11 protein-coding genes and 1 riboswitch are annotated in these 19,863 nt (G+C 71.1%); of the genes, 5 read left to right on the top strand and 6 right to left on the bottom strand.

Going from position 1 to position 19,863, the window contains the following annotated elements; genetic code table 11:
• The 3 genes from AB0L33_RS20665 to AB0L33_RS20675 form a co-directional block, all read right to left on the bottom strand.
• Positions 1 to 447: a peptidoglycan-binding domain-containing protein gene (locus AB0L33_RS20665; protein ID WP_365683396.1), complete on the bottom strand. Its 447-nt coding sequence runs from the start codon at positions 445 to 447 to the stop codon at positions 1 to 3.
• A 94-nt stretch (positions 448 to 541) separates the two neighbouring features.
• Positions 542 to 4,600, bottom strand: a complete 4,059-nt coding sequence (locus tag AB0L33_RS20670) for an SGNH/GDSL hydrolase family protein (protein WP_365683398.1) — start codon at positions 4,598 to 4,600, stop codon at positions 542 to 544.
• A gap of 56 nt (positions 4,601 to 4,656) precedes the next feature.
• The gene (locus tag AB0L33_RS20675; RefSeq protein WP_365683400.1) at positions 4,657 to 5,103 is read right to left on the bottom strand and encodes a peptidoglycan-binding domain-containing protein; all 447 of its coding nucleotides are present in this window, start codon (positions 5,101 to 5,103) and stop codon (positions 4,657 to 4,659) included.
• 180 nt (positions 5,104 to 5,283) lie between these two features.
• Here AB0L33_RS20675 and AB0L33_RS20680 point away from each other — a divergent pair, with 180 nt between their 5' ends.
• Entirely contained in the window at positions 5,284 to 6,246 is a 963-nt protein-coding gene (locus AB0L33_RS20680; protein WP_365683402.1) for a helix-turn-helix domain-containing protein, read from the top strand.
• 25 nt (positions 6,247 to 6,271) lie between these two features.
• Here AB0L33_RS20680 and AB0L33_RS20685 read toward each other — a convergent pair whose 3' ends face one another.
• Positions 6,272 to 7,663 (bottom strand): ricin-type beta-trefoil lectin domain protein, encoded by a 1,392-nt coding sequence (locus AB0L33_RS20685; protein ID WP_365683405.1) that lies wholly within the window; start codon positions 7,661 to 7,663, stop codon positions 6,272 to 6,274.
• A 17-nt stretch (positions 7,664 to 7,680) separates the two neighbouring features.
• On the bottom strand, positions 7,681 to 9,819 hold the full coding sequence (locus tag AB0L33_RS20690; RefSeq protein WP_365683542.1) for an RICIN domain-containing protein: 2,139 nt from the start codon (positions 9,817 to 9,819) through the stop codon (positions 7,681 to 7,683).
• A gap of 398 nt (positions 9,820 to 10,217) precedes the next feature.
• Here AB0L33_RS20690 and AB0L33_RS20695 point away from each other — a divergent pair, with 398 nt between their 5' ends.
• The 3 genes from AB0L33_RS20695 to AB0L33_RS20705 all read left to right on the top strand — a co-directional run bounded on the left by AB0L33_RS20695 (position 10,218) and on the right by AB0L33_RS20705 (position 14,519).
• The gene (locus AB0L33_RS20695; RefSeq protein WP_365683407.1) at positions 10,218 to 11,456 is read left to right on the top strand and encodes a ThuA domain-containing protein; all 1,239 of its coding nucleotides are present in this window, start codon (positions 10,218 to 10,220) and stop codon (positions 11,454 to 11,456) included.
• Positions 11,457 to 11,560: 104 nt separating this feature from the next.
• Positions 11,561 to 13,723 carry a choice-of-anchor A family protein gene (locus tag AB0L33_RS20700; protein WP_365683409.1) on the top strand — a complete coding sequence of 721 codons (2,163 nt, stop codon included), beginning with the start codon at positions 11,561 to 11,563 and terminating at the stop codon, positions 13,721 to 13,723.
• 100 nt (positions 13,724 to 13,823) lie between these two features.
• Entirely contained in the window at positions 13,824 to 14,519 is a 696-nt protein-coding gene (locus tag AB0L33_RS20705; RefSeq protein WP_365683411.1) for a L,D-transpeptidase, read from the top strand.
• 13 nt (positions 14,520 to 14,532) lie between these two features.
• On the opposite strand, the gene cobN is transcribed toward AB0L33_RS20705, so the two are convergent.
• Positions 14,533 to 18,204: a cobaltochelatase subunit CobN gene (gene cobN, locus AB0L33_RS20710; RefSeq protein WP_365683413.1), complete on the bottom strand. Its 3,672-nt coding sequence runs from the start codon at positions 18,202 to 18,204 to the stop codon at positions 14,533 to 14,535.
• 86 nt (positions 18,205 to 18,290) lie between these two features.
• A riboswitch (cobalamin riboswitch) is annotated at positions 18,291 to 18,367 on the bottom strand.
• A gap of 140 nt (positions 18,368 to 18,507) precedes the next feature.
• Here cobN and cobG point away from each other — a divergent pair.
• A complete protein-coding gene (cobG, locus tag AB0L33_RS20715) occupies positions 18,508 to 19,824 on the top strand; it encodes a precorrin-3B synthase (protein ID WP_365683415.1) in 1,317 nt (438 codons plus the stop codon).
• The last annotated feature ends 39 nt before the right edge of the window (positions 19,825 to 19,863 follow it).

Consider the following 19,863-nt stretch of genomic DNA (forward strand, 5'->3'; position numbering starts at 1 on the left):
TCAGAAGCAGGCGACCATCTTTCCGGTCGTCCGCGACCAATGGGCCCACACCATGGCACTTCTGGTCTGCGGTCCGTACTTGCCGTCCACGGTCACACCCACCCGGCGCTGCACGAACTTCACCGCCGCGTAGGTGGCGGCGCCGAACTTGCCGTCCACGTCCAGGCCCGTGCGGTAGCAGGCGTTCATATTGCGCTGGAGCGACTTCACGGCCGCGTTGGCCGCACCCTCGTGCAGGGTGCACGCGGAGGTGTATCTGCCTGCGGCCGTGTCGAATCCGATGGGGGTCGAGGTCACGTAGGAGCCCTCGTACGCGCTATAGACGCCGGTGCACGAAGGCGCCACCGCCGCCGCGGTCGGTGCCCAGACGAGGGCGCCGCCGAGCAGCGCTCCCAGCGCCAGGGTCACCGCGCCGGAGGACTTCAGCCGTCGTGTGCGTGTGTTCATGAAGAGTTCCCTTCTCTTGGGGTCAGCCAGCGTTCGGTGTGGCTTCCAGCAGTCCGCGTACAGGCGGACTCCCGCGGTCGTGCGGCCGGTGCCGTCAGCCGCCGCTGAGCGTCTGTTCCAGGCTGTCCGCATACAGCCGGGCGCCCACGACGGTCGGGTGGAAGGACTTCATCGAGTTCGGCCGGCTGTCCGCCTCGGAATGGCCGGTCAGGATGATGCCGTGCAGCCCTTCGGGGTTGCCGCAGATGCCCTTCCCCGCGAACTCGTCGCGTGGGTCCGAGAACACGGCGTTCGTGCCGAAGCGCGTATTCGCGTCGTCGACAGCTCCCGCCATCTCGGCGGCCACCACATCCGCCAGATGATTGAGCCACACCTTCTCGTCGGTGGTGATCAGGTCCAGGCACACATCCAGGGACAGCAGCCGCGGATACCCCATCAGCACGATGCGCGCGTTCGGCGCCTGTTCCTGGATCGTCCGCAGCATGCCTGCCAGACGCGGACGGATGATCTGGTGGGCCCAATCGGGAGCCCACAGACTCAGTGGCCCCGTCTCGTAGGAGAGTTTCTCCCCTGTGCTCGGATCGACGGCCGCGAGAGACGTATTGCGGCAGTCGAGCACCAGAGGGTTGATGCAGGAGGCCACGACGTCGGCGAACCGCATGTCGTTCCCGCCGATCGACAAAGCCACCATGGTGGTGTGCTGATCGAGGTAGCCCTGTTCGATCTGGCCCAGCTCCCCGTTCTGCCCCTCACCGAGGATGTGGTAGTGCCGGGCTCCTGAACAGGCGACGAACTGGAAGTCCAGTGCCGGGTCCATGGCATCGGCCCGCGCACCGATCGACGTGGACGTCCCGGGCAGGGCCGCCTGCCGTGACCAGGCCTTCGTGGAGCGGTGGCAGGAGTTCTTCGTCGCCTCGGTTCTCCCGTCGTAGTAGTCGCTCTCCGGGTAGTAGTCGACGCCGCCCGGACCCTCGGTCACGCCCTCACCGGACGCGTACGAGTCCCCCATGGTCACGATCTGGTGCGCCGGCTTGCGGTCCAGCGGTTCGAACCCGGCGGCGTCCCAGGCGATGTCTTCGGTGCCGTTGCCGTCCTTGGTGATGTTCGACAGGGACACCTGGGGTGTGCCGGTGAAGTTGAAGACCCCCAGGGAGACCCACTTGTTGGACATCACCCGCTGCGGTTTGGCCCGCTGCGGGCTGGTCGAGTCCGTCCCGGAGACCGTGTAGAGGGCCTGACGCGTATGGGCGCCGTGGTCGGGCAGGTGCACCCAGACCCGCATCCAGCCCCGGTGGGCCGTGCCCAGCGTCCAGGTACCGGTGACCTTCGTCCTGGGTGCTTCGGTGCCGTACTGGCGGTAGGTGTGGGAGAACCAGAAGTGGTTCTCGTGTCCGGCACCGATCTGGTGCAGGTCCATCCGGCCCGACGGGTCGGGGAAGTCGAAACCGAACGTACCGGCCTTGGAGGTCACCGCGCCGCAGCTGCGCGGCGGCGGGCCGGTGGATGTCGCCGTGGACGCGCCGGTGGGGGTGACGCCGTCCGCCACGTCGTCGATGATCAGGGTGCCCGCGGGTAGCTCGGCCGAGCAGCGCGGCGGGTACACGGGCGGATTCGGGTCGTCCTGTTCCGGATAGGTCGTGTTGAAGCGGTGCAGTGGGTAGCCGCACGCGCGCATCGCGCTGCCGCATTCCTTCCACGTCACCGGCTGGTGATACCAGCACTTCAGGTACAGCGGGTCGGAGCTGTCGCCCGGCAGCAGGCACGGGCCGCCGCCGGTGTCGTTCGTCGCGCCCTCGTCGATCCTCGACGGGTCGCAGTCGTTGGTGGTGTCGCAGAAGAGGCTGATCGGCGGCTTCGCCATCGTCCGGTACTCCACCTGGTTCCAGGTGGCCTGGCGGTAGCCGGGCTGGTAGTCGCCGGGCCGGAACATGGCCGAGATCGGCCGGGCCGCCCACCCGATGACCTTCTCCTGGTACGGCCAGTCCTGCGGGTGCGAGGCGTGGCTGTAGTCGTCGTCACCGTTCGACGCCTCCAGGAACGGCAGGCGGTTCTCCTTCCAGAGCGGATTGGCCGGGTTGTTGGTCCACCCGACGCCCCACTTGCCGCTCTTGGCCGCCGCCTCCGCCTTGGGGTAGTAGCCGCTGTTGTAGGCCCACAGCGCGTAGAACCAGTTCTCCATCCACTTGGGCTCGCCGTTGTTGACGACGAGGCCGTCCGCGCGGGTCTGGTTCCACTTGTCGGCGAGGATGTCCGCCCCGGCAGCGATGTTCGCGGCGTAGTCCACCGCGACGGCCCGCTGCTGGGTCTCGGACAGGGTCGGCTGCCCCTTGCCGGGCAGCCGCATGCCGTCGGTGACCTGGGTGACCCCGTAGCCGCAGTCCGCCTCCGACCAGTTGATGGCCCAGGGATCACCCTGCTCGCCGTCCGATGCGTAGCTCACGCCGTAGTAATTGCCGATCAGCGGGTTGGCGGACACCCCCGGGACCGCGTACCGAGTGGCCTGCCACATGTTGGACTCCTGCGCGGTGATGCCGAGCAGGATCTGCGCGGGAATCCGCCAGTCGGATCCCGTTCCGCCGCTCAGCGGGCTCAGCGGGAACAGCGACTGCGGGGAGTACGCGGGCATCCCGGTGTTCCGCCAGTCGGCCGGCCGGCTCGCCTTCGCGTTCAGATTGCTGACGACGGCCTGGTCGACGGCCCACTCGATCTGCCGCGGTGTCGGCTGGTACGCCTGCAGCTTGACGTCACCGCGCGGCACCGAGCACGTGCGGTCGGATTCGACCGGCGGCATCGCCGATGAAGTCGCCCCCGCAGCGGCAGGTCCGGGAAGGGCCGGGCTGGCGGTGACGGAGGTCCGCTGCGCCGTGGCGCTTCCGACGCGCCGGTCCGGCACGGTGTCGAGCGTCACGCTCTCGCCGGTGCCCAGCGACGTCAGTGTGATGCGGGCCGGGCGGGCGGACAGCGCGTCCTCCGGGTGCGCGGGCGAGTCCTTGCCGTCCGCCTGTCCGGTGGACAGCACGGCACGCCCGTGACTGGAGACCCGCACGTCCTTGGCGATCCCGCCCGGATTCCGCACCGATCCGGGCAGCTTCCGGCCCGGTTCCGTACGAGCCGTGCCCGTGACCAAGACCGTGCCGTCCGCCGCTCGGGCCAGGTCGAAGGCGGTCAGTTTGCCCTTCGCCAGCCTCTGCGCGGTGTTCTTCGCCGCCGGTGAGCGCAGCTGTGCGGCGGTGACACGTGCGACGGCGGCTTCGGACTCGGCGTCGGCCTGGGCGGCGGACCGGGCCGCGCCCGGCAGCCGGTCGATGAACGTGACGCCGCCGTCCGCGTCCGGCTTGAGCTGGAACGGGACGCCGTGGGTCCGGGCGACCACCCGCACCTTCCGCCCGTCGATCCGTACGATCCGGTGGCCCTGGGCGGCGACGATGTGTCCGCCCACCGGTACGGCCGAGGTGATCTGCCCGCCGAGGCGGGTCTTGTGCGTCGTCCCGCTCGGCGCGGCGACGGTGATCAGCCGCGTCTCGGAGGTGTCCGAGGACACCTCATCGGTGAACTGGGAGAAGACCGCTTCCTCGCCCCTGCCGCAGCCCGGCGAGAAGTACCCCAGGGTCGCCTGGAAGGGCAGCTTGCGGACGCTTCCGGTGTCGAGGTCGACCACCGCGGTGAAGGCGCCGCGGCTCATCAGGTCGGGCTTGTTGGTGAACGTCCGGGGCGCGTACGCGACGGCGGCGTACCTGCCGGACTCCGTCACGCAGGCGTTGCCGACCCAGGTGTCCGTGTCGAAACCGGCCTCGGACAGGGTGGCCGCGGTCCGCCACCCGTACCCCTTCTTCTCCTCGGCCACCATCACGTGGAAGCCGGTGGCATCGCCGGAGGTGGTGAACGCCCGGTCCGAGGAACCGGCGTAGTCCGCGCCGAGTACGGCGGCGCGGCGGTCCTTCGCCACGGCCGAGGGCTTGAACGCGGACTGCGCGTCCTTGACCGCGTCGTCGTCCCTGAGCGCGGCCTCCGTCTCGGCGGACCAGCCGTCGGCCGCCCGTGGCGGCGGGCTGTCGGCGGATGCCTGCGGCAGGCCGATCCCGACCGCGACCGCGAAGGCGGCGGCCGAGGCTGCGGCGGCGCGCAGGCGGGTGTGCGTGCTGCGGCGTCTCAACTTCCCTCTCCTCACGTACGCGGAAGCGGGGGTGCCGCACGGCACCCCCGCTCCGGTCATCGCCTCGTGCAGCCCTTGAACTTGCCGGTCGGCTCGTTGTAGAGGGGCCACTTCAGCGCGTCGCGGGTTTTGGGCCCGTACGCGCCGTCGGCGGTCACTCCCGCCACCCGCTGGGCGTTCTTCAGGGCCGCGAAGGTCTTGTCACCGAAGACACCGTCGATGGAAATGCTCTGGCTGTAGCACTTGACCAGCGCGCGCTGGATCGCATCGACCTCGCCCCCACGGGCGCCCTTGTGCACGTAGCAGTTCGTGTTGACCATGATCGGCTCCCACTCGTGGGGGATCTTGATGTAGTCGCCGCCTCCCCTCGACTCCCAGATGCCGCGGTCGCACTCCCACGACGCCGCGGAGCTCGGTGCCACCGCGACGCCTCCGAGGAGACCGGTGACCATCGCTGTCACGACTCCGGCTGCCCTGATCTTCCTGATCGTCCCTGTGGACATGAGACCCCCTGTTGACGGTGGTAGGACCCTAGGGGCGTCGGGGCCGCGTGACTTTGTCGTGTGTGCGGAGTCCTTTGTCCCGCGTGCGTCCGCGTCATGTCCCCCACGCGTCACAGCCGTTGCACCGTGGGAGCGTGTACTCCACACTCGTCTGCGACCGTTCATGTCGAGGGGGCGCGCATGAGTCCGGCACTGGACACCGCGTACATACCGCCGCAGGACCGCGAGGAGATCATCCGGCACGCGGTGTGGGATTCCGTCGTCCCGGTGGACATCGATCACCGGGCACCCGACGGGGAGATCCGGGCCCGGATGGACGTGAGGTCGGTCGGAGCGTTGCGCGTGTCATCGGCCCGGTCGACGGCGGTGACGTTGCGGCGGACCGAGCAGCTGGTGCGGAAGGACGAGGAGCCCTCGCTCTTCCTCAGTCTCCAGGTGACGGGCACCAGCATGGGCGCGCAGAACGGGCGGGAATGCGTCGTCGGGCCCGGTGAGTTCGCGGTGTTCCGGTCGAACGCCCCGTACACGCTGCTCTTCGACGAGGGGGTCGACCACCACTTCCTGCGGCTGCCCCTCTCCGCGCTCGCGCTGCCGGACCGGCTGATCCGGGACACCACCACGCTCACGTTCGGCGCCGGGGACCCGCTCGCGCGGCTGGCGTACACGTACTTCTCGCACCTCGCCCGGAGCGAGGAGCTGCACCGCAGCGACCGGGCCGAGGCCGTGCTGGCGCCCAGCGTGGAGCTGCTGCGCGCCGCCCTGGTCTCCCGGCACGCGGACGCCGCGACGGCGAGGGAGCCGATGGAGGCGACGCTCGCCTTGCGGATCACGCACTACATGCGGGAGCATCTGGCCGAGCCCGGCCTGTCGGCGGCGCGGATCGCGGCCGCGCACGGCATCTCCGTGCGGCATCTGTACACCGTGCTGTCCCGGGCGGGGATCAGCCTCGGGGACTGGATACGGGCCCGGCGGCTGGAGGCGTGCAAGCGGGAGCTGGCCGGGGCCGCCGGGCAGACGCGGACCGTGGCGGCGATCGGGCGGAGCTGGGGCTTCGTGAACGCCACCCACTTCAGCAAGGTCTTCAAGGACGCGTACGGGATGTCGCCACGGGCCTGGCGCGATCAGCATCACCGGGGCGGGTGAGGCCGGTCGCGCCGGGCCGGGCCGGTCAGGCCAGGGTCCAGGACTGGTTCGCCGTGCCGCCGCACGTCCAGATCTGGAGCTGGTTGCCGTCCGTGGTGCTCCAGTCCGTGACGTCGAGGCACTTGCCCGAACCCGTGTTGACCAGACTGCCGTTGGCGCCGGTCGTCCAGGACTGGGCGGCGGTGCCGTTGCAGTCGTAGAGCTGGACCTTCGTGCCGTTGGCGGTGCCGGCCGCCGCGACGTCGAGGCACTTGCCCAGCGCCCGGAAGGTGGTGCCGTCACGGGTCCACTGCTGGGCCGACGTGCCGTTGCAGGTGTAGAGGTCGACCTTGGTGCCGTTGGCGCTGTTGGCTCCGGCGACGTCGACGCACTTGCCGCCGTAGCCCTTGATGGCGGTCGTGCCGGCCGGTGGGTCGACGGGGCCGCCGCCGCCCGTGATGGCCTTGAAGGTGTTGGTGAACTGCCAGGTGCTCTGCGGGGTGCCGCTCTGGCCCTGGTTGTCGCGGCCCAGGGACCAGAAGGTGAGTTCCTGGATGCCCTTGCTCGCGGCGAAGGCTTCGAGTTCCTGGGCGTCCTGGACGGTGAAGACCTCGGCGGCGGTGTCGTTGACGCCGATCATCGGGCAGTTGCCCTCCATCGCCCACAGCTCGGCGGAGGACTTCTCGGTCCAGATCTGGCCGAGCTGGCCGTGCAGTCCGTTCGCGGCGCTGATCGCGGCCTGGCCCATGTCCATGGCGGGGCCGTAGTCCATGGTCATGATGTTGACCAGGTTGACGTTCAGATTGTGGCTCTTGGCGTTCTTCAGGAGCGCGATGCCGTTGGACTCCAGGCCGCTCGGGCTCACCGGGAGGGTGAAGTCGACGTCCAGCTTGCGACCCTGGGCCGCGTAGTCCTTCTGGAGGTTGGCCAGTGCCTGGTTGCGGCGGTCGTTGGCGGCGGTGTTGTCGAGGGTGCTGCCCTCGATGTCCAGGTCGATGCGGGTCAGGTTGAACTGGTCGATGACCTTCTTGTACTGCGCCTGCATCGCGGACACCGTGCCGCAGGAGGTGAGTTCGCTGCCGCTCGCGCCGCCGAAGGAGGCGATGACGTCGCCGCCGACCGCGCGGAGGCTGTTGATCGCGTTGTTCCAGCCGGTGTCGGTGACCGGGGTGTCGCCGTTGATGGTGGCGTTGCAGGTGCCCTGGCTGACGATGAAGGCCAGCGTGTAGTACTTGTTGCCGGTCGCGTTGTACGCGTTCATCAGGCTGGACGGGCTGTTCCACATCTCCGCGTACGGAGCCGCGTAGTGCGCGGGGAAGCCGGGGCCGGGGTTGGCGGCGGCGGAGGCGGGGGCGGCGGCCGTGGCGACCAGGCCGGCGGCGGCCAGCGGCACGACGCCGAGCAGGGCGGTGAGCCATCTGCTGCGGGATCTGGGCATGGGGGGGTCCCTCCGGTTTACGGGTAGGTGGTGAGGTAGGCGACGTTGCTGCTGGGCGTGACGGCCGCTCCGGTGCCGTTGATGATGTGGCTGATCGTTCCGGCGCCGCCGAGGACGACGGTGACCATGTCGTGGAACTTCACGCCGGAGGTCTGGGGCACCTCGAAGGAGTGGTCCTCGACCACTGACGGGTTGACGTTGAAGTACGCGTAGCTCCCGAGGCCCCAGGCTTCGTGGCTGGTCACGGACGCGCCGACCTTGTAGGCGGGGTAGCCGTTGGTGTTCCCGTTCTTCCAGGCGCTCTGGTTGGGCGGGTCGTACGGCAGCTCGTTCTGGAAGAAGTACGTGCGCCCGCCGTTGCCGTTCCAGATGACCTGCGTCTTCTGGTAGTGCTCCACGAACAGCCCGTACGCGGTGACGTTCCGGCCGTTTACGACGAGCCCGGTGTCGGCGGTGTTGGTGGTCCAGCCGACCGTGCCGCCGTTGCCGTGGTCGGCGCGCCAGATCCAGGTGTGGTCGATGATCGTGTCGTTGGTGTTGACGACCAGCGACTGGGTCGCCTTGCCGACGGTCGCGCCGCCGATGCGGAAGAACACGTCGTTGAGCGTGACGGGGTCGGCGGCGTGGCTCGCCGACGATCCGTCCGGCCCGATCCGCATCAGGGTCTGGGAGTTGACCGTGCCTGCGTCGACCAGGACTCCGGCGATCTTGATGCCGTCCACGTCGGCGGTGGTGAGCGCGGTGATGCCGTTGTCCGGGATGAGGGTGGCGAGGCCCATGCCGAGGACGACGGTGTCGGGGCGGGTCACGTTGAGCGTCTGGTTGAGGTGGTAGACGCCCGGGGTGATGAGGAGGTTCTTGCCGGCGGCCAGGGCGGCGTTCATGTCGGCCGCGCTCGCACCGGGCTTCGCGATGTAGAAGTCGTCCAGCGGCAGCGAGGAGCCCGCCTGGTTCCTGCCGCTCCAGGTGGTGGCCGATGCGTTGGTCTGTGCGGCGGGGACGAAGACCTTCCAGGCGCCCGCGTCGTCCACGTACAGGAAGGGCTTCTCGCGGTTGACCGGGGCCGAGGCGACGGTGGTGTAGGTCGGGAAGGACTGGGCGGGGGCGCCCTGGTCGCCGACGAAGACCATGTTCCAGTTGGAGCCGGACCAGGAGCCCATGCGGCTGTTCTTGGTCAGGAACTGCTGCTGGCTGCCCGACTGGATCTGCCCGTCGATCACGGAATCCGAGATGAAGCCGCCGCTGGACCAGCCGCCGTCGTCCAGCTTGAGGTTCCCGCGCACGTGCATGCGCCGGTACGGTGCCGCCTGCGAGACGGCCCAGCGGTCGCTGCCGCCGTTCGGCGTGACGGACAGGTTCTCCGCGTCGCGCCAGAAGTTCTGGGTGGCGTTGCCCTGGAACCAGTCGGCCTCGGCGTGGACCGCGCCGTTGATGTTCACGGCGTCCGGGGACAGCCCGAGGCCGGCGACCTGGGTGTAGAAGCCGACGTTGACGTCCGCGCTGTACGTGCCCGGCTTGAACAGGACCGCGTAGCGCTGGGAGCCGAACTGGTTCGACTGCTGCTGGCTGAAGATGCTGTTCAGCTTCGACTGGATGGACGAGGCGGACATGGACGGGTCGAAGATCACCGTGTTCGGGCCGAGGTCCGGGTTGTCGCCGGTGGGCGGGTCCGTGGGGTCGCTCGGGTCCACGGCTCCGGAGAAGCTCCACTTCTGGTTGCCGGTGCCCGCGCAGTCCCAGATCTGAAGGCGGGCGCCGTCCGCGTTGCTGTTGTCCTTGATGTCCAGGCACTTGTCCGCGGCGGTGTTGACCAGGTCTCCGGCGGAGGTCAGCCGCCACTTCTGGCTGGCGAGGCTCCCGTAGCAGGTCCACAGGTGGACGGCGGTGCCGTTCGCCGTGCCGTTCGCGGCCAGGTCGAGGCACTTGCCCTTCGCGGTCACCGAGCCGTCGCTGTTCAGGGTCCAGCTCTGGTTCTGGCTGCCGGGGTAGCAGGTCCACATCTGGACGGGCGTGCCGTCGGCGGTCGAGCCGTCCGTGACGTCGAGGCACTTGCCGTTGCCGGTGTTGGTCAGGGCGCCGGGCGTCGCGGCGCCGGCGGTCCCCGAGCCGAGGGCGACCAGGGCCCCGGCGGCGGCCAGCGAGGCGGACAGCGCCATGGCCAGGGCGGCGGTTCGCCGTCTGCGGCGATGGGGTGAACGAGGCATGGGGAGCCTTCCTGTGGTGGGGGATGCAGAGGCAGGTGCATGACAGGAGCTCGGCCGGGCGCCTTATTTCAAGCCGTGAAGCTAGAGGCGTCGCCGACTGCACGTCAACCCCCTTGTACAGGCCGGTATTTCACCTTCTATAGGCAATCGGCCCGCGATTTCGCGTAACCGCAGGATGCTCGTACGCCTTCTGAAGTCGCAGGTCAGCAGCACCGATGTGCAGCGTTCGAGTTGTGCGCGGTTTTCTGCCAGGAAGGTTTCCTGACAGAAACCTTGACGGGCTGTCGTGTACACGCGCAGACTCCGGTCTGCTCGGCCGCTGCGCTCCTCCGCCCACCTTGGAGTCCCCCATGCGCGTCAGACACGGCACCGCCCGCCTGCTCCGGCTCCTCGCCCTGGCCGCCCTCGTGCTCGGTCTGCAGGCCGCCCCGGCCCACGCCGCTCCCGCCGCCGCCGGTACGTTCCGGGTGCTGGCCTTCTACGACGGCACATACGACGCGGCGCACATCAGCTTCGACCGCGAGGCCAACGCCTGGTTCGCCCAGCAGGGCGCCGCCCACGGATTCACGTACACCGCCACCACCGACTGGAACCGGCTCAACAGCAGCGAACTGTCCGGCTACCAGGTCGTGATGTTCCTCGACAACTACCCGCACACCGCCTCGCAGCGCTCCGCCTTCCAGTCGTACGTGAGCAACGGCGGCGGGTTCGTCGGCTTCCACGTCTCCGCGTTCAACACGGACACCAGCGACTGGCCCTGGTACCACGACACCTTCCTGGGCACCGGTACGTTCCGGTCCAACACCTGGGGTCCCACGCAGGAGACGCTGCGCGTGGACGACCCCGGGCACCCGGCCACTGCGGGGCTCCCGGCCACCATCACCTCGTCGGTCAGTGAGTGGTACAGCTGGCAGAACGACCTGCGGAAGAACCCCGCGATCGACGTCCTCGCCTCCATGGCGCCGTCGACGTTCCCCATCGGCACCGACCCCAACCAGACCTGGTACAGCGGGGATTACCCGATCGTGTGGTCGAACCGCGACTACCGGATGGTCTACAACAACTTCGGGCACAACGCGATGGACTACGCGACGGACACCGCCCTGTCCTCCACGTTCGCGAGCGACCGGCAGAATCAGCTCCTGCTCCAGGAGATCGCCTGGGCCGCCGGCCAGGACGGCGGCCCGGTCACCCCGCCCGACGGCGCCACCGGCAGGATCACCGGATACGGCGGCAAGTGCGTCGACGTGGCGGGCGCGAGCTCCGCCAACGGCACGGCGGTCCAGCTCTACGACTGCAACGGCACCGACGCCCAGCGGTGGACGACCGCCGCCGACGGCACCCTGCGGGCGCTCGGCAAGTGCCTGGACGTCGAAGCGGCCGGGACCGCGAACGGCACGAAGGTGCAGCTCTACGACTGCAACGGCACCGGGGCGCAGCTCTGGCAGCACCGGAGCACCGGTGAGCTGGTGAATCCCGCGTCCGGGAAGTGCCTGGACGCGACCGGCCCCAGCTCGGCCAACGGCACCCGGCTCCAGCTCTGGACCTGCTACGGCACCGACAACCAGCTCTGGACCCTCCCGGTCTGACGGGACGCCCGGCCCCGCCATCCGGGTGACCCCGCCCCGCCGCGCGGCGCAACGGCTCGTGTCGCGCGCGCGGGGCCGGGGTGCGGGCCTCCCAGGATGCCGCCATGAAACCCATGCCCAAGCAGCGCCTGGCCGCGCTGCGCTCACGTGCCCGCACCACGGGTGCGGCCTGTGCCGTCCTGGCGGCCGTCGTCCCCGCCGTCACCTTCGGCCTGGGCACGACGCCGGCCGCCGCCGCCCCCCTGCCCGGCGGGCTCGGCCCTTGTGTGCCGGGCGACTGTCCCGACCCGTTTCCCGACGTCAACAACGGACCGATCGCCGGCCGGGACGACGGGATCAACATCTTCGTGGGTGACGACTTCCTCGTCCGGGGGCGTGCGGCGGAGGCCGAGGGCCGGGTCGTCGTGCTCGACGACTTCGACCAGAACAAGGACACGGCAGGCAGCACGCTGTACAACCTCGGGATCGTCGGGGTGGGGTCGCGCGTCGCGCCGCCCCGCGAGTCGGACTTCCTGGCCGCCGGCGGCGACGTGACCATCGCCGCCGGGCAGACCCTGGACACGACGGGCGGCCTCGTCGACGAGCTGGGCACCGTGCGCTACGCGGGCGCGCTGACCGGGAACGTCACCGGGACGACCGTCCAGGACGACGACGCGACGGCCCCTTACGTGGGCCTGCGCGACGAGCTGACGGCGGCCAGCCAGTGCTACGCGCGGCCGGACGGCGAGACCCGGACGCCCACCGGGACCGCGGTCAACGAGGGCTACCGGACACTGTTCACCGGCGACGGCACGTCCAGCCTCCAGGTGTTCAACGTCGACTTCGACCTGGTCAACCCGAACTCCCCCAGCGGCAGCCAGGACCTCGAGTTCACGGGCATCCCCGCCGACGCGACGATCCTGGTCAACGTGGTCGGGGAGGACCGCGTCATCAACACCACCAGCGGCAGCGCCACGCTGGGCCAGTACCGCGAGCGGCTGCTGTGGAACCTGCCCGACGCCACCACGGCGTCCTTCGAGGGGTCCGGGCAGTTCCAGGGCAGCGTGCTGGTGGGCGAGCAGGCGTCCATGACCACCGTGAGCCTGCCCGGCATGAACGGCAGGTTCTTCACGACCGGCTCGCTCACCCACACCAGCGAGAACGCCGGGGTGGAGTTCCACGCCTACCCCTTCGACGGCGACCTTCCGGAGTGCGGTGGTCCGCAGCCGGTCACGGGCGCGGTGAGCGTGCTGAAGACCGACGCCGAGACCGGCGACCCGCTCGCCGGGGCCGACTTCGAGCTCTGGCGCGAGACCAACGACATCCCTGGCCTCCAGACCGACGGTACCGACCCGGACACGCACGTCTCGGACTGCACCACCCCGGCGAACGGCGTCTGCTCCGACACCACGACCGTGGGTACGTACTACTGGCGCGAGACCGCGGCCCCCGACGGCTACGACCTGCCCGACCCCAACGTCTTCGGACCCCTCGTCCTCACCGAGGACAACGCGGACCAGGGCGTCCAGGTCGAGGCCGTCAACAGCCAGACGCCCGTGCCACCGGTGACCGGTGAGGTCCGCGTGCAGAAGACCGACGCCGAGACCGGAGACCCGCTGGCCGGGGCCGACTTCGAGCTGTGGCGCGAGACCAACGACACCCCCGGCCTCCAGACCGACGGCGCCGACCCGGACACCCACGTCTCGGACTGCACCACCCCGGCCAACGGCGTCTGCACCACGACGACGGTCCCCGGCACCTACTACTGGCGCGAGACCGCGGCCCCGGACGGCTACGAGCTGCCCGACCCGAACGTCTTCGGACCGCTCGTCCTGACCGAGGACAACGCGGAGGACGGCGTCCAGGCCGAGGCCGTCAACACCAAGACCCCCGTCCCGCCGGTGACCGGTTCGCTGACGCTGGACAAGACGGACGCGAAGAACGGGGAGCCGCTGCCCGGGGCCGTCTTCGAGCTGTGGCGCGAGACCAACGACGTGCCCGGCCTGCAGACGGGCGGCACCAACCCGGACACGCTCGCGGACGCGGGCTGCTCCACCGACCAGGACGGGCAGTGCACCTTCGACGACCTGCCGCTCGGTGAGTACTACCTCCGCGAGATCGCCGTCCCGGAGGGCTATGTCCTTCCGGCGAACCCGGTCTCGGGTCCGTACGAGGTGACGGAGGAGAACAGCGAGGAGGGCGTCACCGTGGAGCTGGCCAACCACCGCGGTGAGCCCTGCAAGGGCAAGGACTGCAAGGACGACACGCACAAGGCCGCTCGCGGCTGACACGGTCACCCGCCCGGCCGCCCACTCGTGGGCGGCCGGGCGTTTCCGCTGATTGGCTCGGCAGCACACCGTTCCCGTTGATCCCGCAGGAGGTCCGGCCGTGTCCCGTTCCCACCGCCTCATCGGTGCCACCGTCGCCACGGCGGCCATGGCGCTGCTGTGCACCGCGGCCCCGTCGGCCGCCCTCCCCGGCCGCGACGCCGCGTGCACCGCGCCGGCCGGTCCGTACCAGCGGCAGTTGGAGGCCCACCTCGGGCTGCCCGTGGACGGCCGTCAGTCCGACGCCGACTGCCGGGCGATCCGGTCCTTCCAGACCGAGCGGGGCCGCCCGCACCCGGACGGCTTCGCCGACCTCGGTACGTACCGCGCGGTGCTCGTCGTCGAAGCCACGCCGGACCCGAACGCCGCCGGGAACTGCCCCGTCGAGACCGGCCGGGTGACCTGCGTCGACATGGACCGCCAGCTGCTGTGGGTGCAGAAGGGGAAGAAGGTCGTCTTCGGACCCGTGGCCGTCCGTACCGGCCGCGACGCCGAGGAGACGCGGCCGGGGCGGCACACCATCTACTGGCGCGACCGCGACCACGTCTCCGACCTCTACGACGACGCCCCCATGCCGTACTCGCAGTTCTTCGACGGCGGTCAGGCGCTGCACGGTCACCCGGGCGACCTGTACGACGGCGGCGGCTCGGCGGGCTGCGTCAACCTCACCGTGGACGACGCGGCGAAGCTGTGGGATCTGCTCGCGCTCGACGACGTCGTGTACGTCTGGGGTGTGAAGCCCGGGACCGCCGGCTGAGGGCCGCGGTCGCTCAGTCCTCGCCCTCCAGGTTTCCTTCCGTCTCCAGGAAGACCTGGCGCAGCGCCTCGAGGACCGCCGGGTCGGGCTCGGCCCACATGCCGCGCGACTCGGCCTCCAGGAGGCGTTCCGCGATGCCGTGCAGGGCCCACGGGTTGGCCTGTTCGAGGAAGGCGCGGTTGGCCGGGTCCAGGACGTAGGTCTCGGTCAGCTTGTCGTACATCCAGTCCGCGACCACGCCAGTCGTGGCGTCGTAACCGAAGAGGTAGTCGACGGTCGCGGCCAGCTCGAAGGCGCCCTTGTAGCCGTGGCGGCGCATCGCCTCGATCCACTTGGGATTGACGACGCGGGCGCGGAAGACGCGGGAGGTCTCCTCGGTCAGCGTGCGGGTGCGGACCGTCTCGGGGCGGGTCGAGTCCCCGATGTACGCCTCCGGGGCGGTCCCCTTCAGCGCGCGGACGGTGGCGACCATTCCCCCGTGGTACTGGAAGTAGTCGTCGGAGTCCGCGATGTCGTGCTCGCGGGTGTCGGTGTTCTTCGCCGCGACCGCGATGCGCTTGTACGCGGTCTCCATCTCCTCGCGGGCCGGGCGGCCGTCCAGGTCGCGGCCGTAGGCGTAGCCGCCCCAGGTCGTGTAGACCTCGGCGAGGTCGGCGTCGGTGCGCCAGTCGCGGGAGTCGATGAGCTGGAGCAGCCCGGCCCCGTACGTGCCGGGGCGCGAGCCGAAGATACGGGTGGTGGCCCGCCGTTCGTCCCCGTGCTCGGCCAGGTCGGCCTGGGTGTGCGCCCGTACGTGGTTGAGCTCGGCGGGTTCGTCGAGTGAGGCGGCCAGCCGGACGGCGTCGTCCAGCAGGCCGATGGTGTGCGGGAACGCGTCGCGGAAGAAGCCGCTGATGCGGAGGGTGACGTCGATGCGGGGGCGGCCGAGCTCGGCCGCGGGGATCGGTTCGAGGCCGGTGACGCGGCGCGAGGCGTCGTCCCAGACCGGGCGGACGCCGAGCAGGGCGAACGCCTCCGCGACGTCGTCGCCCGCGGTGCGCATGGCGCTCGTGCCCCAGAGGGAGAGGCCGACGGATTCCGGCCAGTCGCCGTTGTCCGTGCGGTAGCGCTCCAGGAGCGAGTCGGCGAGGGCCTGGCCGGTCTCCCAGGCGAGGCGGGAGGGGACGGCCTTGGGGTCGACCGAGTAGAAGTTCCGGCCGGTGGGCAGGACGTTGACGAGTCCTCGGAGGGGGGAGCCGGAGGGGCCCGCGGGGACGAAGCGCCCGTTGAGGGCGCGGACGCAGTGGTCGAGTTCGTCCGTGGTCCCGGCCAGGCGGGGGGCGACCTCCCTGGCCGCGAAGTCGAGGATTGCCGCCACGTCCGGGCTGAGGTCGTGGAGCAGCGTGCGGGTCGTCTGCTCGGGGCTCTGCCCCGGCCCCCGCTGCTCGATCGCCGCAGGGGCTTGAATGGCCGGTCCGATGGCCGACGGGTCCCAGTCCGCGTCCTCCATCGCCTGGACCAGGGCCCTCGCCTCCTCCTCCACCGCGTCCGCGTCCGTGCGGGTCGCCGCCGACTCGTCCAGGCCCAGTGCCTCGCGCAGGCCCGGCAGGGACGTCGTGCCGCCCCAGATCTGGCGGGCGCGGAGGATGGCCAGGATCAGGTTGACCCGGGCGGTGCCCGTCGGCGCGTTGCCGAGGACGTGGAGGCCGTCGCGGATCTGGACGTCCTTGATCTCGCAGAGCCAGCCGTCGAGATGCATGATGAAGTCGTCGAAGCCCTCGTCCTCCGGGCGGTCCTCGACGCCCAGGTCGTGGTCGAGCTTCGCGGCCTGGATCAGGGTCCAGATCTGGGCGCGGATCGCCGGCAGCTTGGCCGGGTCCATGGCGGCGATCTGGGCGTGCTCGTCCAGGAGTTGTTCGAGGCGGGCGATGTCCCCGTAGCTGTCGGCCCGGGCCATCGGCGGCACCAGATGGTCCACGAGCGTGGCGTGCGCCCGGCGCTTGGCCTGGGTGCCCTCGCCGGGGTCGTTGACGAGGAACGGGTAGATCAGCGGCAGGTCGCCGAGGGCCGCGTCCGGGCCGCAGGCGGCGGACAGGCCCGCGTTCTTGCCGGGCAGCCATTCCAGGTTGCCGTGCTTGCCGAGGTGGATCATCGCGTCGGCGCCGAAGCCGTTGTCGTCGGCGCGGGCGGCGATCCAGCGGTAGGCGGCCAGGTAGTGGTGCGAGGGCGGCAGGTCCGGGTCGTGGTAGATCGCGATCGGGTTCTCGCCGAAGCCGCGCGGGGGCTGGATGAGGATCAGCAGGTTGCCCCGGCGCAGGGCGGCGAGCACGATGTCGCCCTCCGGGTTGCGGGAGCGGTCCACGAACATCTCGCCGGGCGGCGGGCCCCAGTGCTCCTCGACGTCCTCGCGGAGTTCGGCGGGCAGCGTGGCGTACCAGCGGCGGTAGTCGGCGGCGGGGATGCGGACCGGGTTGCGGGCGAGCTGTTCCTCGGTGAGCCATGCCTGGTCGTGGCCGCCCGCCTCGATGAGGGCGCGGATCAGCTCGTCGCCGTCGCCTGAGGCGAGGCCGGGGATTTCGTCCGTGCCGAAGTCGTAGCCCTCCTCGCGCAGTCGGCGCAGCAGGGCGACCGCGCTGGCCGGGGTGTCGAGTCCGACGGCGTTGCCGATGCGGGAGTGCTTGGTCGGGTACGCGGAGAGGACGAGCGCGACGCGCTTGTCGGCGTTCGGGATGTGGCGCAGGCGGGCGTGGCGGACGGCGATGCCGGCGACGCGGGCGGCGCGTTCGTCGTCGGCGACGTAGGCGGGCAGGCCGTCCTCGTCGATCTCCTTGAAGGAGAACGGGACGGTGATCAGGCGGCCGTCGAACTCGGGCACGGCGATCTGGCTGGCGGCGTCCAGCGGGGAGACGCCCTCGTCGTTGCTCTCCCAGTCGGTGCGGGAGCCGGTGAGGCAGAGCGCCTGGAGGATCGGCACGTCGAGCGCGGTGAGCGCGCCCGCGTCCCAGGACTCGTCGTCGCCGCCGGCGGACGCCTCGGCGGGCCGGGTGCCGCCCGCCGCGAGGACCGTGGTGACGATCGCGTCGGCGTCGCGCAGGCTCTCGATGAGCTCGGGTTCGGGGGCGCGCAGCGATGCCACGTACAGCGGGAGGGCCCTGGCGCCCTCGGCCTCGACGGCCCGGCACAGGGTCTCGATGAAGGCGGTGTTGCCGCTCATGTGGTGGGCGCGGTAGTAGAGCACGGCCACCGTGGGGGCGCCGTCCGGCGTCTCCCGGGGTGTGCGTTCCAGAGGGCCCCAGGAGGGTGCGGCGGCGGGCGGTTCGAAGCCGTGGCCGGTGAGCAGGACGGTGTCGGAGAGGAAGCGGGCGAGCTGGTCCAGGTTGGCGGGGCCGCCGTGCGCGAGGTAGGCGTGGGCCTCGGCGGCGATCCCGATGGGCACGGTGGAGGCGGCCATCAGCTGGGCGTCGGGGGCCTGTTCGCCGGTGAGCACGACGACGGGGCGGCCGGTGGCGAGCAGCTGGTCGAGGCCGTCCTGCCAGGCGCGGACCCCGCCGAGGAGGCGTACGACGACGAGGTCGGTGCCGTCCAGGAGCGCGGGCAGGTCCTGGAGCGGGAGGCGGGAGGGGTTCGCGTACCGGTAGCGGACGGGTCCGTCGGAGGCGCGGGCGCTCAGCAGGTCGGTGTCGGACGTCGACAGGAGCAGGATCATGCGGCGTCTGGCCTTCCTCGGGGTGTCCACGCCCCGGGCGGTGTCGAGAGCTCCCCTGCTCGGACCTGCCGAACGTGCGGGGAAGGGAGTTCCTGACTCGCCCGGCCTGGTGGGGCCGGGCTCACAGTGGCGGGACCGCGCCGGAATCGCACCGGGCTTCCTCCCCTGTCGCCGTCTGTGGCGACGACGGACCCGGAGGCCCGCCGGGGTCCGTCCGTGAAGACGGGCCCCGCAGGCATAGTACGGGCCGGGGCGGCCGACGGGTCATACGGATCGGATGAGATGGTCGGTATGCTCGCCGCCATGCCTCCCCCAGCCCCCCATTTCGCCCAGCCCGACGACGCCCGTTTCCGGTCGCGCGGCGACGCCTGCCCCGGCGCGCTGCGGCTGCACCGGGCGGACGACGGGGCGTTGGCGCGGGTCCGGGTGCCCGGTGGTGTGCTCGCCGTGGACCAGGCGGACGGGCTCCGGGAGTTGGCCGGACGCCTGGGCGACGGTGAGCTGTATCTCACTTCGCGCGGCAACGTGCAGCTGCGGGGACTGGGCGAGGAGTGCGGGGGCGAACTGGCCTCCCGGATGTATGAAATGGGACTTTTGCCCTCGGAGCGGCATGAGCGGGTCCGTAATGTGGTGGCCTCCCCGCTGTCCGGGCTCGACGGCCGCGGGGAGGGGAACGTCCGTCCGTGGCTGACCGCACTGGACGCGCTGGTGTGCGCGAGCGAGGAGGCGGCCGGTCTGTCGGGCCGGTTCCTGTTCGCGCTGGACGACGGCCGGGGGGACGTGGACGCGCTGGGCGCGGATGTGACGCTGCGGGCGCGGGCGGACGGGGACGCGGAGCTGCGGATCGGGGCGCTGGAATCGGTGGCCCTGGTTCCGGCGGACGAGGCGCCGCGCGCCGCGCTGCTCGCCGCGACGGTGTTCCTGTCCATGGCTGCCGGTTCCGGCGCGTGGCGGGTGGCCGAGCTGCCCGGGGGCCCGGGGCCCCTGTTCGACGCGGTGGTACGGAGGTGGGGTGCGGCCGGGCGGCCCGTCGCCCTCGGGACCGTACCGGTGCCTGACGGCGCTCCCCCGGCGCTCGGTGTGGTGACGGGGTCCGGGGACACGGACGCGCTGTCCGTCGGACTGCCGCTCGGGCGGGCGGACGCGGTGCGGTGGCGGGCGCTGACGGAGCTCGCCCGGGACCACGGCGCCGGCGAACTGCGGCTCACCCCGTGGCGCGGAGTCGTCGTGCCGGGTGTGCGGCGGGAGCGGGCGTCCGAGGCGCTCGACGCGTTGGAGGCCGTGGGGCTCGTCACCGGGGACCGCTCGCCGTGGACCGGCGCCGGGGCGTGCATCGGGCGGCCGGGGTGCGCGAAGTCCCTTGCGGACGTGCGGAGTGACGCCGCGTCAGCACTGCGGGGCGCCCCGTCCGTGGACGCCCTGCCCGTGTACTGGTCCGGGTGCGAACGGCGGTGCGGGCATCCGCGCGGCGCCTGGGTCGACGTCGTCGCCGGGCCGGACGGCGGCTACCGCGTGTCCGTCGTGCGGGACGGCGGGCGGCCCGGGGCTCCGGTCCGCGTCGCCGGCGACCCCGTCGCACTGGCCGATGCCGTGACGGCCGCCCGCATGCCCCGCACCTGACCACCCCTCACTTTTTCTGTCCGACCCCCCGCCCTGAGA

This window comes from Streptomyces sp. NPDC052299, from assembly GCF_040679335.1.
GTDB lineage: Bacteria > Actinomycetota > Actinomycetes > Streptomycetales > Streptomycetaceae > Streptomyces.

Bases quoted from the DNA above. Each gene is read 5' to 3' on its own strand.
- AB0L33_RS20665 (WP_365683396.1), bottom strand. From the start codon at position 447: ATGAACACACGCACACGACGGCTGAAGTCCTCCGGCGCGGTGACCCTG.
- AB0L33_RS20675 (WP_365683400.1), bottom strand. From the start codon at position 5,103: ATGTCCACAGGGACGATCAGGAAGATCAGGGCAGCCGGAGTCGTGACA.
- AB0L33_RS20680 (WP_365683402.1), top strand. From the start codon at position 5,284: ATGAGTCCGGCACTGGACACCGCGTACATACCGCCGCAGGACCGCGAG.
- AB0L33_RS20685 (WP_365683405.1), bottom strand. From the start codon at position 7,663: ATGCCCAGATCCCGCAGCAGATGGCTCACCGCCCTGCTCGGCGTCGTG.
- AB0L33_RS20690 (WP_365683542.1), bottom strand. From the start codon at position 9,819: ATGGCGCTGTCCGCCTCGCTGGCCGCCGCCGGGGCCCTGGTCGCCCTC.
- AB0L33_RS20695 (WP_365683407.1), top strand. From the start codon at position 10,218: ATGCGCGTCAGACACGGCACCGCCCGCCTGCTCCGGCTCCTCGCCCTG.
- AB0L33_RS20700 (WP_365683409.1), top strand. From the start codon at position 11,561: ATGAAACCCATGCCCAAGCAGCGCCTGGCCGCGCTGCGCTCACGTGCC.
- cobN (WP_365683413.1), bottom strand. From the start codon at position 18,204: ATGATCCTGCTCCTGTCGACGTCCGACACCGACCTGCTGAGCGCCCGC.
- cobG (WP_365683415.1), top strand. From the start codon at position 18,508: ATGCCTCCCCCAGCCCCCCATTTCGCCCAGCCCGACGACGCCCGTTTC.